Genomic DNA, 15724 nt, shown 5'->3' on the forward strand with positions numbered 1-15724 from the left:
GGAAGTCCCGAGGGTGTTAGGTCACGCTACTTTTTCTGTTTTCAAACCATCCCTTCCTTCTTAAGGCTCGGTTTCCTCCGGGCCTTTTTTGTCTGAAAAATCGCAAAGAAGAAACGATACGATAACCGTCGTATTAGGGATCAGTGGGTAGATGTCAGGAATCAGAGTTATGGCTTTACAACATATAATTGTGATGCAAAGTCTTAATCCCTTTCTATTCGAAAAACAGAAAGATTAATTTTCCGGAAACAAAAGTTCCTCACAAGAGCGCCAGCGATCTTGTGTAAATGACTTGTGAAGTAACAAGAAAAGCAGCATACGAGTAAACGAAAAATCAAACGAAGGTTTAGTGGACCTTTCTTTGCTTTCTCAAGATCTTAAATTGATCTTTGGGATTTTAAAATTTAAATTGATATTGAGACCTGAAATCAAAAAATGACTTGAAGCTGTTTACTAACTTGCGCCCTTTTCTATGAATAGAAAACGACTATATAAATTACATACAATTTTGGGAATCTGTAGCGGCCTATTTTTAGTAGTGATTGGTTTAAGCGGTTCTTTTTTGGTTTTCGGTTTTGAAATCGATCGACTATTGAACCCGAAGCAGTGGTGTGTCGTTAACGGAAAGGAGCGGTTAAGTATCGATACGCTTCGAGAAAAATTAAATCAAACTCTTCCTACTCACGCCTTGGCTGGTTGGTTATTTTCCGAAGAACAAAATCGACCGGATCAAGTTTGGCTTCATTTTTTAGATTCGAATCAGAGAAAAGAATCCGTAATTTTATTAAATCCTTATACGGGAGAAATTTTAGGAACGCTCGCGGAAGACCGATCCGATTCTTTTTACGGTTGGATGTTAAAACTACATTATAGTTTGTTTATGGGAAATTTCGGATATTTTTTGACGGGAATCTTGGGAATCGTATTTGTTTTTCAAGGAATCAGTGGAATGATTCTCTATCGAAGTATTTGGCAAAATTTATTCCGGCTTCGAACTAACCAATCGTTTCGAACGTATTTTTCGGACCTTCATAAGATGGTCGGAGTATTTACTTTGGTTTTTAATATGGCGCTCGGAGCTACGGGTGCCTGGTGGAACGCGCAATTTATTTCGGTGCTTTGGGTGAATGGGTTTGCAGAAGAAAAAAAAGTGGGGAAGTTTTTCAACGAATCCGTTTCAATGGACCTTTTGTTGCGAGACGCCGAGTCTCAAATCCACGGGTTTCGTCTCGGTTTTATTTCCTTTCCGCACCATCACGAGAAAGATCCGATTCAATTTTACGGAACCGAACAAGAGCAAAGTCCGTTTCGAAGTAGGTTCGGTTCGTATTTTGTTTTTGATTCGGAGTCGGGGAAACGATTGAAAGTTTTCAATCTTTCGAATGAAAATCTATTTTATGGAATTTTAGATTCGTTCCGTCCTATTCACTTCGGAACGTTCGGGGGAATCGTCACAAAAATCCTTTGGGTCATTTTAGGACTTGCTCCAGGAGTTTTATTACTTTCAGGAATGGGGATTTTTATCTCAAAACGGAATTCAAAAAGAAGAAGGAAGAACGCCAACTTATCTTTGTAATGCTCAAATTGATACATATTATAAAATCATAATTGAATCCGATTTTCTTCTTAATGCGTTTTTCAACACTTGCCGAGCGAATCCATATTTATAGAGATCAATAAGATTCGTTCGGGGATTTCCAAAAAAGATTTAAGTCGTTTATTATGATTTTCTACTTTTCGCTCTATGTCACGTTTTATGCAGCCCAAATACGTTTGAAACGTTTCGTTTTTTTTGGCGCGTTTAACTTTGTCCTACATGGAAGTGACGTCCTTGCCGAATTGACGTTAATTTAACTTGAGTTCGGTTTTGCAAATGCGAAAGCGATTGTAGTGGAAATCCTGCAATGCAACATGATTCTAAGTATGAATATTTTGGAATATACTAATAATACAACATGTTGCTTTGCAGATTGGAACGAAAAGCGCGGTCGCGAGCAATTTTTATCTATGAAATTTGCGAGCGATTCGCTCAGATCTTTTTACGTCGAATTAACGATAATTTACTCTTCGTTTATAACTTTCTCTTAATTGGATCTTTCTTTCCGGCGATTTTCTCTTTTACAATTGAATCTTGAAAAGCAACTTATTCACATTATTCGTCATTTCAGACCTTTTCGGAGACGACTAAAATGAGCCGTTTATCCTAAAACCCGTTTACTTTTCCGCTTCGACAAGGAAGTTTTAACATTGCGAAAGTTTTAGGATAAATTCTTAAAAAAGAATGCGTTTCATACTTTTAATCTTGAAAACAATCGGTTCATTCTTAACTGAGTATTGTGAACCGTCTTGTATAAAACCGGAACCGCAACTAAGGTCAAAAAGGAGGAAAAGGCAAGCCCCCACCCGAAAGCGAGAGCCATGGGAACTAGGAACGGATCTCGCCCTCCGATTCCATAAGCCGTCGGAAGTAAACCGAGAACGGTGGTTACCGTCGTTAAAACTACGGGTCTGAGTCGTAAGAGTCCCGTTTCGACAAGAATCGAATCTATATCTTCCCCCGGTTTTTCCAACTTCAACTGATTTGCAAAATCCACAAGAACGATCGAATCGTTTACTACGACTCCCGCGAGTCCGACGATTCCAAGAAAGGCGAGGAACCCGAAGTATTCACCGTGAAGAACGAACGCTAAAATCACGCCGATTAAGGAAAACGGAATCGAACTGACTACGATTACCGGTTGAATCAAAGAACGAAAGAGAGAAGCGAGAATCATAAAGATGATGATAAACGCAATTAGAAAGGCTCGCCCCAAACTTGCGAGCGATTCTTCCGTGTCCTTATTCTCTCCGCCGAAACGCATTCGATAACCGGGATACTTGTCGATGATTCCTTGGGAAAGTTTTGAGATTTCCGCGTTAGCTCTTCTTGTGTCGGTTTTACTTTCGTCCAAGTTAGCCGTAACCGTAAGAATGCGTTTCCCGTCCAAGTGATTGATGTTTGCAAAACCCGGTTCGCGAACGTAGGTAATCAGCCTCGATACGGGAATGAGTTTTCCCAATTGATTGCTCACAAAGACGTTGTTCAAAGATCCGATGGATTTTCTTACCTCTTCCGGAAAACGAACCTTAACTTCCACTTCCTCGTCGGCTCGTTTGATCTTCGTCGCTACGGTTCCTTGGAACGCCGTATTGATCGCCTGTGATACTTTGAATACGGAAACTCCCGCAGTCGAGGCCAGGGATTCGTTTACCTTGATTCTAATCTCGTCCTTACCTTCGTTAAAATCGTCACCGATATCCGTAACACCAGGAACCTTAGCCATCACGGCCTTGTATTCTTCTCCGATCGCGATGAGTTTGTCGTAGTCGTCCCCCTTGATCTCGATGGCCACAGGTTTACCGACGGGGGGACCGCCTGAGATTTTTTCAAAATCCAAAGCGAGTAATTGTCCTTTGAAGCGGGAGAATTCCGAGGGGAAAGCGTTTAGATGGAAAGGTTTGTATTCTTCCTTTTTTTTCTCCGCTTCCTTTTTACGGGTTTCTTCGAGAGTTTTCACGGACTTTTCGTTCAAAAGCCAGATCGTTTTTTCCCTCACTTCCGAGATGATCATGTCGGTCGCTCTTTTTCTATTTTCTTCGGGAGTCAGATATACGAGAATTTGAGCGTAGTGTTTTCCGCGTTTGGTGAAAGGATCGTTCGGATCTTTTTGAATGATTCCGACTCTGGTTACGTAATTCTCGATTTCCTCTTTGGAAATTTTTGCGAGTTCCCTTTCTAAAACGTGAGTGAATCTTTCCGTTTCCTGAAGGGACATTCCGGTTTGACCCGTAAGTTTGATCTGAAACACATCCACGGAGCCGGGAAAGAGTTTAAACTTTCCAAAAACGGCGAAAAGCGCGAAACTTCCCACGAGCATCGCAAACAAATAGATAAAAATTTGAAGTCTATGTTTGAGCGCAAACTTGAGAAGTGGAAGGTAATAATCGACCTTGAGTCTATAGAACCATCCGCTTTCTTCCTTGATTTCGCCGGAATGAAACTTATGTTTATTGATATCGTATAAGTGAGAAGGAAGAATGAAAAACGCCTCCGAAAGAGAGGCGAGTAACGCGATAATGACGACTAACGGAATGCTGTAGATGAACTTCCCGAAAATTCCGGTCATAAAAAGCATCGGAGCGAAGGCCGCCACGGTTGTGGTAACGGTAGCCGTAACGGGATCAATCACTTCGCTCGTTCCCTTTAACGCGGCTTCGTAAGCGGGCATCCCTTCTTCCATATAACGATACACGTTTTCACAGATGATGATCGCGTCGTCGACCAGGATCCCCACCACGATAATCAGACCGAACATGGAAATCAGATTTAGGGTAAGGCCCATATAATTCATGATGACGAACGTGGCCCCGAAAGAAACCGGAATCCCGAGCGCCGTCATGAGAGCGACCCTCCATCCCAAAAATAAGAACAACGAAGCCGTTACGAGAACAAGTCCGCCGATCGCGTTGGAAAGCAGAACGCCTAATCTTCTTCGGATATATTTGGAAAGGTCGTTTACGAACGCGTATTCGAATTCGTCCTTGGAATTTTTTTTGAATTCCTCGATGATCTTTTTCGCCTCGTCTACGACGAGGATCGCGTCGGCTTTTTCCCGTTTGATAACCGTCAGAGCGATCGTTTTTCTTCCGTTGACCTTATCCAGATATTCAGCCTCTTTCAGGCCTTCGGTAACTCTTGCCACATTGTCGATCCGGATCGAATTTCCTATCTCGTTGGATCGGATATGAACTTCCTCGATTTCTTTCGGAGAATCGAATTCTCCGATGGTCCTTAGGATCACTTCCTTCTGATTTCCCGCTATATTTCCGCCGGGAAAATTAATATTACGGTTTTTTAATGCAAAAATGATGTCCTGACTCGTGAGATATTTGGAAAACATGGCCGCGGGATCGATGTCCACCTGCATCTCCGTATCTCTCCAACCTCGTTTGGAAATTCTCGCGACACCCGGAATGTCTTCCAACGCTTGTTCCACGATTTTTGCCTGGGCTTTGAGTCGTTTTTCGGCTTCGATACTCGAATCGTTCGATTTCAGGCTGATATCGATTTCGATCACGGGTTGTCTGGAGGTCGTGATTTCCGTGACGAGCGGGTCTTCGGCTTCTTCCGGAAGATCTTCCACCCGATCGATCGCGGATTTTATATCGTCCACGACCTTCTGAGTGTTTTTGGAATCCGGGTCCAAAGTGATCACGATGCCGGAGCGATTTTCGATCGAAGCGGATCTGAATTCTTTGATTCCATCCACTTCTTTGATCGCTTCTTCCAGAGGTTTCGTGACCAATTTTTCGATCTCGGCGGGAGAAGCTCCGGGAAAAACCGTTACGACGCTGACGATGTCGAAGTTGATGTTGGGGAAGGCTTCGCGATTCATCCTCACGGCGGTAAATCCGCCGATTAGAATGATCAAAAAAGTAAGAAGGTTTACGAATATACTTTTAGAGAGAAAATACTCGACGAGCGATTTCATATATTGTTAATTTATGTTTTTTTAATCTAAGACGTTGTTGGAAGAATCTAGAGTTTCGTTAAAGCCGAATAGTTTCGTATCTTTCAGTCTGTCCACGTAGAGAACTCCCAGAAGATGATCGCATTCGTGCTGATAGACGACCGCTTTGTAACCGTCTATCGTTTCGTCGAATCGATTTCCCTTTTCGTCCATCCACTGCATTCTGATTTGATTCGGTCTTTCCACGTAACCACGCATTCCGGGAACGGAAAGACAACCTTCCCAAAAACCGGAAATATTTTTTGTAAGGGGGGTTATGATCGGATTTATAATGACACGTTCGGGAACGTCCGGAGTTCCCGGATAACGTTCGTTATCCTCGGAACCTACGACTACGATTTGTTTCAAAATTCCGATCTGAGGAGCCGCGAGTCCGACCCCTTCCGCGTGACGCATCGTATCGAACATATCGCGGATCAGCTTTTTGAATTCTTTGGTTTGAATTTCGTTCTCCGTGACCGGCTCCGAGACTTGGCGGAGAATCGGATCTCCCATTCTTAAAATTTTTCTGACTGACATACTTAAAAACCAGGTTCTATCTTAAATTTTGACTTTTTTTGGACAGAAGAAATCGGAACCTCCGCAAGAATTTTCAAAATCAAATTCTTCAGAAGATCTTGTATCGATTCGGGATCGGAGGTTTCGATTCTAAAAACCGGAAATCTTTGGATCGTTTCTCCGAATATTTGTATTTGTTTCGTGATCTTTCCCGAATTTTTCGTAAAAACGATCGCGGGCAAATACTTGGAATCGGTGAAACCGAACCGAAAACTTTGTTCCAAGGATTCGTAAAAAGAATGAAGTTCTCTCGAAAGTAAAAACCAAGGGGGGAAGCGTTCTAAAATCCATTCCACATTTTTAGGCATCCAATTCGCGTCGGTTTGAGAAAGCGGGGGACTTAGAACACAAGCCGCTTCTATCGCCTGCGGAATTTTTTTTAGAAGTTCGAAAACCATTCCGGAAAACAAACCCTCTCCTATCAATTTGACCTTTCGTTTCGAATCTAGAATTTCCCGAGATAACAGATTGATGCAGTCTTCGAATTTAGGAAAAACGAGTTCTATCGGGTTTAAGGAGAGTTCGAAAACTCTTACGGAATAAGAGGAGAGAAATGACTCCGCGTGTAGCTTGCTTAAGGGATCGGGGATGATGAGGAGCGGATTTGTATTTTCGGTTTCAAACCGAACGATTCGGATTAGGTCGGACATAATGGATGTGAAATACGGATTTCCATTTCTTCACCGAACATTCTTTCCGTGGGAGGGAATGCCTAAAAGGATTTGACAGAGAGTTTAAAGTCTAAAAACTCAAATTTCGAATGTGGAGACGAGGGGAATCGAACCCCCGACCTTTTGAATGCCATTCAAACGCTCTCCCAACTGAGCTACGTCCCCGCTTGAGAATCAAGTTTTTATCAATTTCTTTGAAGTCAATAATAAATATAGGAGCGGTTAAGGATGAGTGAGTCGATCGAAGATTTGCGAAAAAAAATAAAGATCCAAAACGATATAATCAAAGGTTATGAAAAAGTTTTAAGACTCAACGAGCAGGAATTGGCGAATGCGGACGAAATTATCCGTATGTATGAAGGGATCATTCAGTATTCCGGAAGGGAACTCAAGGATGTTAAGGAAGCTTTCGACGCCACCAACGTGGTCACCAATCTTTCCCGCGAAGAATTGATGGGGGCTTTGTCTCGCATTAAAGAGTTGGAAAGTGTAAATAAGAAACTTCGAGAAGAATCCCTAAAATTTCAAACCGGCTGATTCTCCGCTTTGACCTCGAACAAAAAACAGGATTCCCTCCTCAGACAGGGTTCTGATGGAAATCTTTATCTGGAAGACAATCCGGGTCTAGCCGTTGTTTTCGAATCCCTCCTCACGGAAATCATTCATCTAACATCCGCACAATTTGGAATATTCAGTTTTCGTTTAGAAGACGGAACTCTCAAATCCATTTACGGAAATCCGCCTTCGAACGCCATCGAAGAGGCAAAACTCGTCTCGGAGTTTTGTTTTAAAACCGGTCAGGACTTCAATCTCAAAAAAGGCGACAGTCCGAACAAACTGATTCCCGCTTTGGAACAAAATTCGGTCTGTTGTGTGTTGCACGTGGGAGAACTAGGGGACTCTTCCTCCGAAGATCAAAAGAAAATATTCGGAACGATCTTTTTAGGGAGATCGGACGGGGAAGGCGGAGAATTTAGGGAATCCGACTTTGTACATTTAAAAGCGACCGTTCGAATCATATCCGATCTTTTGGAAGAATCTTTCATTTCGGGGGAATCCTCCTTAGTCGTTCTTTCTTTGATGACCATCTCCAGGGTCGCACTCGAATCGGTGCAGATCCGAAAACAAACCGATCGTTTCGATTTTTTGTTAACCGAAATCATTCGAGTATCGGGGCTCATCAACAAGTCCCTGGATCTTTCCCAACTTTTGGAAGCGATTATGCTTTCTTCCAAATCCGTATTTCGAACCGAGGCTTGTAGCGTTCTTCTTTTGGACGATACGAAGGAATATCTGTACTTTCATACGGTTTTGGGAGAAAAAAGAGACGAGGTCACGAAGGTCCGGGTTCCGGTGGGAAAAGGTGTCGCGGGGATGGTCGTCCAGGACAAAAAACCGATGATCATCAACGACGCGATGAACGATCCGCGAGTGTATCGGGAAGTGGACAAGGCGTCCCATTTTGTGACGAGAAATATCATGGCGGCTCCTCTTTTGGTGGAAGGTCAGGTGATCGGGGTTATCGAAGCGATCAATACGATCGATCGAACTTTTTTTACCGAGGCGGACCTGGAACTTTTCTTAAGTTTTTCGGGAACCTCCGCGCTTGCGATTCAAAAGACCGGGCTTTTACAAAATCTGGAGGACGCGAACAAGGATCTCAGAAAAAAAGTATCCGAACTCGAAAGTTTATTCGAACTTTCGCAAGTGGTTTCCTCCGCTAAAAGCCAAGCGGACCTGATGAAACAATCCGTTCCGGTGATTCACAGGGAGATGGACGCGGGTAAAACCGGAATTTTTCTCATCAATCGAAGGATGGGAGTTCTCACTTCGATTTCTTACACGTTGGAAAAGACCGTGGAAATTCTTAGAACCGCGGACTATCAGGGTAGTTTTATTCATCGTTCCATCGAAGAGGAAAAAACGACCGTCAAAGAAGATATTCAAAATTTTGCATTTACTCACGGACTCGACCTGGAATATCTCAAAGGGTCTTACATCGTTCTTCCCTTAACACACCAGGGAAAAAAACCTTTCGGAGCGATTACCGTTTCGGATCGTGTGGATAAACTTTCCTACAATCATTCTCAGTTGAGACTTTTACGGACGTTTGCGTCCTTGATCGCGAGGGGACACGAAACCTTAAAACTCCAGAACGAGATGATTTCCAGAAAGGCGATGCAACGTTCCTTGGAAAGGGAAATCGAGATCACGAGGGAAATTCAAAAGAATATTCTTCCCGAATCGAAGAAGTTTCATTCCAACTTCGATCTGGGAGTTAAGTCCGTTCCCGCCAAGGAAGTTTCCGGGGACTTTTACGATTACTATCAATACCAAGACGGACAATATTCTTTTCTCGTATCGGACGTATCCGGAAAAAGTCTTCCTGCCGCGATTTTTATGGCGATGAGTTCCTCCATCATCCGTACTCTTGCCAGAAATCACGATCTGGACCCCGAAGACATTCTCAAACAAGGAAATGCACTCATCTACGAAGATTCGCATAACGGAATGTTTGTGACTACGTTTTTCATCCATTACAATCCGGCAATATTCACATTGGATTATGCGTCCGCCGGTCATAACGATCAGGTTTTGATTCGAAAGGACGGTTCCTGGGAGCTCATCAAAGGTTCCGGTCCTCCCTTGGGAGTGGTTCCTTCCGCAAGTTACAAAGGAGGAAGTTTGATCGTGGAACCGGAGGACATGGTCATTCTTTATACCGACGGCGCGATCGAAGAAAAAAACGCGAAAGACGAAGAGTTCGGTTTGGAAAGAATGATCCGAGAAGTTATCGTAAGAAAACATCTTCCTTCCGAACGGATCATCGAGGAACTTTTCGGACTCGTGCGGGAATTTTCGGGAGCGCCCGAACTCTTCGACGATTTTACGGTGATGATCCTCAAGTTCAACGATAACTATCAGTTCTCACGGGTTTTTGACGCGAGCACTGCTTCGATTCCTTTGTTCAGAGAATTTGTCTACGAAACGATCAAGGTCCGAAATTTGGAAGACTCTCAGAGGGACGATATTCTTTTAGCTTGCGACGAAGCGGGTACGAATATCGTAATGCACGGTTATGAAAATACGGATTTGAAAAATCCTAAATTCGAATGTAAAATACGCTTTACAGGCGATTGGATTACCATTGTATTAATTGATTCCGGGAAAGTCTTTCAGAGGAAGAACGTTCAAGAACCTTCGATCGAGGACAACTTGAGCGGCAAAAGAAAAGGCGGATTCGGAGTTTATCTAATCGAAAAGCTTATGGATTCGGTCGATTATTCCAGCGAAGGCGGAAAGAACGTTTTAGTTCTCAAAAAGAATTTTCAAAATAAGGCTTCCAATGGAAATAACGTCTGAAATTAAGAACCATTCCAAAATCATCCATTTGATCGGAAACTTAGACGTTCATAACACTCATAAAATCGAGTCCGCGTTTATGGATCAGATCAAGACGGGAAATTCCCGCATTTTGGTTTTAGATCTTTCTTCCGTCGAATTCATCTCTTCTGCGGGACTTAGAATCATCGTCGCCGCTCTTAGAATCTGCAAAGAAAAAGACGTTGAGTTCAGACTGGCGGGAATCAAACCGGCGGTGAAAAGGGTTTTCGAAATCATTGATATGAATTCTATGTTCAGCATTTTTGAAACTCTCGAATCCGCTATAAAATAGTTTCTCTCGCCACGCAAAGATCGAATTTAACTTTCCCGAGAATCCTTTCTCTAAAAACTGGATTTATTTTATTCCATTGAAAGGTTCTCTTATGTCCGAAGCAAAATACTCCCTGGAAAATCCGTTCCAATCCACTTCCGAACCTGACGTTCCTAAAACTCACGGTCTTTACGAAGAGGCAAACGAATTAGGAAAAGAACTCCTGAACAAACCTCTCACAGGCGGGGGGGTCGACAGGATTCTCGTCCAACATTCGAAAGATAGGATGACTGTCTGGGAAAGAATCAAGGTTCTCACCGAACAAGAACCCAATATTCTTTATCAAAACTGGGGAAAGAGTCTCGACGGCGCTTCCCTCGTTACCGGAATTTTAAACATCAACGGTAGAGACGTCGCCGTCTACGGCCACGACTTTACTCTTCGCGCGGGTTCGATGGATGCGACGAACGGAAGTAAGCTCGCAAGACTGATTTACATGGCCGGAGAACACGGGATTCCTTTGATAGGGATGAACGATTCCGCCGGAGCTTACGTTCCCGCGGGAGTGGGCGGACTCGACGGTTACAGCGAGGCGTTTACGGCGCTCAGAAAAATCAGCGGCGTAGTTCCGAGTTTGATGCTCATGTTCGGATTCAATGCGGGGGGAGGTGCTTATCTTCCTCGTCAAGGATCGTTTATGATCCAGTGTGAGAACACCTTCTTCGGTTTAACGGGTCCCGGCGTCGTTAAATCGGTATTAGGCGAAGATATCTCCGCGGATGATTTAGGCGGACCCAAAGTTCATGGGCAAAGCGGCGTAGTCGATATCGTAACCGGAGACGAGTTGGGATCTCTGAGAACCGCGCTTCGTTTATTATCGTACCTTCCGGATAACAACCGTTCCTTGGCGCCGTTTCATCCCACCTCCGATCCGACGGATCGATTCATCTACGAAGAAGAAATTCTTTTTAAGAAGACGTTCAATTCTCCGACGGGAATGAATACTCCTTTCGACATCACTTTGTATTTGCAGAACATCTGCGATCACGGTCAGTATTTCGAAATCCAACCGCAAAGATCCAGAAACCTAGTTACGGCGTTCGGAAGAATCGGGGGACACGTGATTGCTTTTGTCGCAAACAATTCCGCCGTCGCCTCCGGTCAGATCGACATCGGCGCCGCGAGAAAAGGAACCAGATTCATTCGTTTCTGTAATCTTTACAATATCCCGATCGTTTTTTTGGAAGATACGACCGGATTTTTACCCGGAAAAGAACAGGAACAAAACGGAATCGTTCTCGAAGGAAGAAAACTTCTGGATTCCATCATCGACATCCGTACGCCTCGTTTAACTTTGATTATTCGAAACGCTTTCGGGGGAGCTTACGCTTGTTTTAACTCCTACCACACGGGGGCGGACATGGTGTTTGCGCTTCCTACCGCAAGAATTGCCGTGATGGGCCCCGCAGGAAAAGACTACGTCTACAAAGACGAGGTTTCCGCGATTCAAAAAGAATATCAGGAAAACGTAAAGAAGGGGATGCCCGAAAAGGAGGCGGTTGTCGTCAGAGACAAAAAACTTCAGACACTTTCCGCTCAGTATGAAAAAGAACTGATGAATCCTAAAGAAGCCCTTTCTCTGGGTTCCGTTTCCGGAATCGTTTTACCGGGAACAACCAGAAGTATTCTCCACCAAAATCTGGATTATTTAATCCGACATTATAAACCGGCTCCGTTGTCCGGACCTCAAAGGGAGTTTGAGTAATCGATATGATCGACTTTCAAAACAATCGCATTCAATTTCATCAATCCAATTCGCCTTGGATCCGTTCCTTCTCCTTGGAATCGATCAAATGTCTGATCGTTTGCCGGGGACCGGTTCGAAAAGAGGCGATGGAAATTTTCGATTCGATCGGAATCAGAGAATACGGAATTTTACTTTCGGAAAAAGATTCCGTCGTTTATCCGATGGCTCTGGCTCCGGAACTAAGAGGTTTTCGTTTTCCTCATAATATACACCGTGTTCCGGATTATATGGGAGCGGGAAAGGAAGAGAAAATGGAACGGATCGAACAGATCATTTCCATCGCAAAGGAAAATAAATACACTCATATCTTTGCCGGTTACGGATTTATGGCGGAGGATTCCGAATTCATTTCCGCGATCGAAAAAAGCGGAATCGTTTTTATGGGCCCCGCTTCGTACGTCGCCGATCAGGCGGGTTCTAAGGATGCGGCCAAAAAAATCGCGAGGAAGCTCAACGTTTCGGTAACTCCCGGTGTGGATAACGTTTCTTCCCTTGCTTTGATTGCAAAAGCTCCGGACGCAAAGGCTATGGAGAAATTCGCAAAAGATAAAGGAATCGATTTTACTTTCGATTCCTCCGTATCTTTGGAAGTAAACGCCGAGAATTTGCTCGGATTAGGATATTCTAAAATTATCGAACTCGTTTCCATCGCGGATCTTCAAGCCGAAGCCGAAAAAGAATGTAAGAAAATTTGGGAAAAATATTCCAAAAATCGAATTCGTTTTAAATACATCGGCGGCGGCGGCGGAAAGGGACAAAGGGTCGTTTCCAAAATCGAAGAAGTCAAAGGTGCGGTTCAAGAAATTCTTTCCGAGTCGAAAGTTACAGCTCCGGGAACGAACAAAAACTTCCTCATCGAATTAAACATAGAAAACACAAGACACAACGAGATCCAGCTCATCGGAAACGGAGAATGGTGCCTGGCTCTCGGAGGTAGGGACTGTTCGGTTCAGATGCACGAACAGAAACTCCTCGAACTTTCCCTGACTCAGGAATTATTGGAAAAAGAAATCGCGACTTGTGCGGCTACTCATCCGAAAAAAGCGGAAGTTCTCAAAGGCGATCTGAAAGTTCTCCGCGAAATGGAAGAACAATCCGAACGTTTCGGCGAGGCCGTAAAACTCAACAGCGTTTCCACGTTCGAATCCATCATAGAAGGAACCAATCACTTCTTTATGGAAGTGAACACTCGGATTCAAGTAGAACACAGGGTCACCGAAATGGTGTATTCTCTGAAGTTTAAGAATTCGGAAAATCAGAATGAATTTTTCATCGTGGACAGTTTGATCGAAGCGATGGCGCTTCTTTCTCTTCACGGAAAAAGACTCCAAAAGCCGGAAAGAATTTTACGATATCCTTCCGGCGCGGAAGTTCGTATTAATGCGACTAACAAAGCGATCCAACCGCACGCGGGCGGAGTGATCATGAACTGGTCCAAACCTCTCCCGGACGAAATCCGAGACGACCAAGGGATCAGCATCCGCAACCCGGATATGGGTTTATTCGTACATTATAAAGTAGCCGGAGCTTACGATTCCAATATTGCGCTTTTGATTTCTCACGGAGAAAATCGTAAGGACAATTTGGTTCGTCTGGGGAATATCCTCAGAAAAACGGAGCTCAGAGGTTACGATCTCCAAACGAATCTTTTGGTTCATTACGGTTTGATCAACTGGATTCTGGGAAAGGACGCGATGTTCAAACCTTCCACCGCGTTTATGATTTCGTATCTCGCGGGAGTGGGAGCGTTGGAGAAGATCGTAAAGGACGTGGATTTGGAAATCGCTTGGAAAAAAACGATTTCAGAGGCCGCTTCTTCCGATGCAAAAAAGGTTCTGAGCAGAAAGTTGACTTTGATTACGAGACCGATCGGAGAATTACTGAAAGACGCACACTTGGTTGCGGGATTTATCGGATTTCATCTGAATCATTCCTGGAAGATTTCCGGCTCCAAAATCGAATGGCTCCGAAATCCGATCTTTATTTTAGCGGATCTCTATCATTATCTGAATATGGAAGCCGATCCGTATCAACCGCCATCCGAACAAATCTGGGATCACGACGATGAAATTCTTCAAAAGGCTCTCGCGTTTTACCAGGAACTTTCCAAAAGAACGGGAATCGCAGCGGACTCGATCGAACTCGTAACGGCTTTGAACGCGGGCAAATCCATTTCAGGAATCGACTCCGGAATTTTAGCTTCCGTCGTTGGGTCGCATAACGGCTTTCAGGCGGGGCTCGAGTTGTTGAAACTTCTTCCTTCCGCCGGACTAAACTCAGGATTTTACAATTTGGAAGTGGATGAAAAACTCGAAGCGATCCTTCCGGAAGAATTCAAAAAATCCGATACGAGAGACGCTTTCATTAAATTCCTCGCCCCGCCTCCAAAAGCAAGCTCCGATGAAATCGTAGCCCCTATGGGAGGAATGTTCTATTCCAAAGAAGCGCCGGATCTTCCGTCGATGGTCAAAGTAGGGGATCATTTTAAGGCCGGGCAACCTCTGTTTATCGTAGAAGTGATGAAGATGTTCAACAAGATCTCGGCTCCTTTCAGCGGAACCGTAAAGGAAATTTTGTTAAACGACAGCGACGGAAAGATCATCTCTAAAGGTCAGACGATTTTTAAAATCGTTCCCGACGAGGTGATTCATATCGAGACCGAAGCGGAGATCGCGGAAAGAAAAAAGAAAACCACTCTCAGTTTGGTATAATTTTTTTTCGAAATTGTGAGTGCGAAATACTACCGACGAGCCAAGACATTCGTCGGTTTTTATTTCGTATTCGAATCCTTAAAGTGTTGGCTGAAACGCTCTCTATCATAACCTTACCCACAAGTTAGGTTTTCGTGAGTAATTTAAACATAAACCCGATTTCCATAGCTCTCATAAGGCCTTTAAAAATGGTAAGGGGGCCCGGAGGAGCATCGGAATTGCGAGCCAAGTGCCCGCCTAATTTAGCAATCCACAGTAAGACGGTTCCTAACTCGGGTTCTTCCTTAGGAGGTTTCGGAGTTTCAAAAAGTCGACAATAAATGCCTTTCCATTCAAAAGACTCGAATAGGATGGATGCTTTTAAACCTGGAATATTTCTACCTAAGAATGTTAACATCATAACTCTCCAAGCAACAATAGCGCAGACAGCAATACAAGCTTTGAATCGATTCCCAAATTTAAATTGAGTAGATTCAATATTACATCCAGACTTTAAAACCTTGAAGAAAACTTCAATACCCCAGCGGCTTTTGTAATAGGCGATCATACTTTTTGCATCGTCCGAATTGTGAATAGGAATTGTGGTTAGAAATTTCCAATCGATAGATTCTTCCGGAGGTCCGCCTACCTCGGTTGCGGTTAACGCATACATATCAATATTTTCTAATTTCTTGTATTGAGGAGGTTTTATCGTTAGCTTTTCAAATCGAAGTTCGATTGTTGCTTCCCTCGCCTCCTTTCCTTTTTTCCTA

At 43.7% G+C, this 15724-nt stretch carries 10 protein-coding genes, 1 tRNA gene and 1 pseudogene; 6 read left to right on the plus strand and 6 right to left on the minus strand.

Annotated elements, in window-relative coordinates; all coding sequences use genetic code 11:
- Nucleotides 1-472: 472 nt before the first annotated feature.
- Nucleotides 473-1576: a PepSY-associated TM helix domain-containing protein gene (locus LEP1GSC194_RS18035; RefSeq protein ID WP_036043714.1), complete on the plus strand. Its 1104-nt coding sequence runs from the start codon at nt 473-475 to the stop codon at nt 1574-1576.
- 86 nt (nt 1577-1662) lie between these two features.
- Here the strand turns inward: LEP1GSC194_RS18035 and LEP1GSC194_RS23685 are convergent.
- The 5 genes and pseudogenes from LEP1GSC194_RS23685 to LEP1GSC194_RS18055 form a co-directional block, all read right to left on the minus strand.
- A pseudogene (locus LEP1GSC194_RS23685) lies at nt 1663-1852 on the minus strand (IS5/IS1182 family transposase); the annotation flags it as partial.
- A gap of 436 nt (nt 1853-2288) precedes the next feature.
- Nucleotides 2289-5531 carry an efflux RND transporter permease subunit gene (locus tag LEP1GSC194_RS18040; protein ID WP_020774939.1) on the minus strand — a complete coding sequence of 1081 codons (3243 nt, stop codon included), beginning with the start codon at nt 5529-5531 and terminating at the stop codon, nt 2289-2291.
- A gap of 21 nt (nt 5532-5552) precedes the next feature.
- Nucleotides 5553-6089, minus strand: a complete 537-nt coding sequence (def, locus tag LEP1GSC194_RS18045; RefSeq protein ID WP_020774944.1) for a peptide deformylase — start codon at nt 6087-6089, stop codon at nt 5553-5555.
- Between the two features lie 2 nt (nt 6090-6091).
- On the minus strand, nt 6092-6778 hold the full coding sequence (locus tag LEP1GSC194_RS18050; protein WP_017808826.1) for a hypothetical protein: 687 nt from the start codon (nt 6776-6778) through the stop codon (nt 6092-6094).
- A gap of 113 nt (nt 6779-6891) precedes the next feature.
- A tRNA-Ala gene (locus tag LEP1GSC194_RS18055) sits at nt 6892-6964 on the minus strand.
- A gap of 63 nt (nt 6965-7027) precedes the next feature.
- Here LEP1GSC194_RS18055 and LEP1GSC194_RS18060 point away from each other — a divergent pair.
- The 5 genes from LEP1GSC194_RS18060 (at nt 7028) to LEP1GSC194_RS18080 (ending at nt 14972) form a co-directional block, all read left to right on the plus strand.
- Nucleotides 7028-7336: a hypothetical protein gene (locus LEP1GSC194_RS18060; protein ID WP_002996070.1), complete on the plus strand. Its 309-nt coding sequence runs from the start codon at nt 7028-7030 to the stop codon at nt 7334-7336.
- A gap of 9 nt (nt 7337-7345) precedes the next feature.
- Nucleotides 7346-10162 carry a SpoIIE family protein phosphatase gene (locus tag LEP1GSC194_RS18065; RefSeq protein ID WP_020774942.1) on the plus strand — a complete coding sequence of 939 codons (2817 nt, stop codon included), beginning with the start codon at nt 7346-7348 and terminating at the stop codon, nt 10160-10162.
- Nucleotides 10146-10475 carry an STAS domain-containing protein gene (locus tag LEP1GSC194_RS18070; RefSeq protein ID WP_020774938.1) on the plus strand — a complete coding sequence of 110 codons (330 nt, stop codon included), beginning with the start codon at nt 10146-10148 and terminating at the stop codon, nt 10473-10475. The genes LEP1GSC194_RS18065 and LEP1GSC194_RS18070 overlap by 17 nt, the downstream gene beginning before the upstream one ends.
- A 91-nt stretch (nt 10476-10566) precedes the next feature.
- Nucleotides 10567-12219 carry an acyl-CoA carboxylase subunit beta gene (locus LEP1GSC194_RS18075; protein ID WP_020774940.1) on the plus strand — a complete coding sequence of 551 codons (1653 nt, stop codon included), beginning with the start codon at nt 10567-10569 and terminating at the stop codon, nt 12217-12219.
- A 5-nt stretch (nt 12220-12224) separates the two neighbouring features.
- Nucleotides 12225-14972 carry a biotin/lipoyl-containing protein gene (locus LEP1GSC194_RS18080; RefSeq protein ID WP_020774943.1) on the plus strand — a complete coding sequence of 916 codons (2748 nt, stop codon included), beginning with the start codon at nt 12225-12227 and terminating at the stop codon, nt 14970-14972.
- A 124-nt stretch (nt 14973-15096) separates the two neighbouring features.
- Here the strand turns inward: LEP1GSC194_RS18080 and LEP1GSC194_RS18085 are convergent.
- Nucleotides 15097-15724: IS4 family transposase (locus LEP1GSC194_RS18085; RefSeq protein ID WP_020772098.1), on the minus strand; the 628-nt coding region annotated here is incomplete at its 5' end.

The organism is Leptospira alstonii serovar Sichuan str. 79601, from assembly GCF_000347175.1.
In the GTDB taxonomy this organism is placed as follows: Bacteria; Spirochaetota; Leptospiria; order Leptospirales; family Leptospiraceae; genus Leptospira; species Leptospira alstonii.

Excerpts from the sequence above, each read along its gene's own strand:
- LEP1GSC194_RS18080 (WP_020774943.1), top strand. The coding sequence starts at position 12,225 with ATGATCGACTTTCAAAACAATCGCATTCAATTTCATCAATCCAATTCG.
- LEP1GSC194_RS18060 (WP_002996070.1), top strand. The coding sequence starts at position 7,028 with ATGAGTGAGTCGATCGAAGATTTGCGAAAAAAAATAAAGATCCAAAAC.
- LEP1GSC194_RS18040 (WP_020774939.1), bottom strand. The coding sequence starts at position 5,531 with ATGAAATCGCTCGTCGAGTATTTTCTCTCTAAAAGTATATTCGTAAAC.
- LEP1GSC194_RS18035 (WP_036043714.1), top strand. The coding sequence starts at position 473 with ATGAATAGAAAACGACTATATAAATTACATACAATTTTGGGAATCTGT.
- def (WP_020774944.1), bottom strand. The coding sequence starts at position 6,089 with ATGTCAGTCAGAAAAATTTTAAGAATGGGAGATCCGATTCTCCGCCAA.
- LEP1GSC194_RS18070 (WP_020774938.1), top strand. The coding sequence starts at position 10,146 with ATGGAAATAACGTCTGAAATTAAGAACCATTCCAAAATCATCCATTTG.
- LEP1GSC194_RS18075 (WP_020774940.1), top strand. The coding sequence starts at position 10,567 with ATGTCCGAAGCAAAATACTCCCTGGAAAATCCGTTCCAATCCACTTCC.
- LEP1GSC194_RS18050 (WP_017808826.1), bottom strand. The coding sequence starts at position 6,778 with ATGTCCGACCTAATCCGAATCGTTCGGTTTGAAACCGAAAATACAAAT.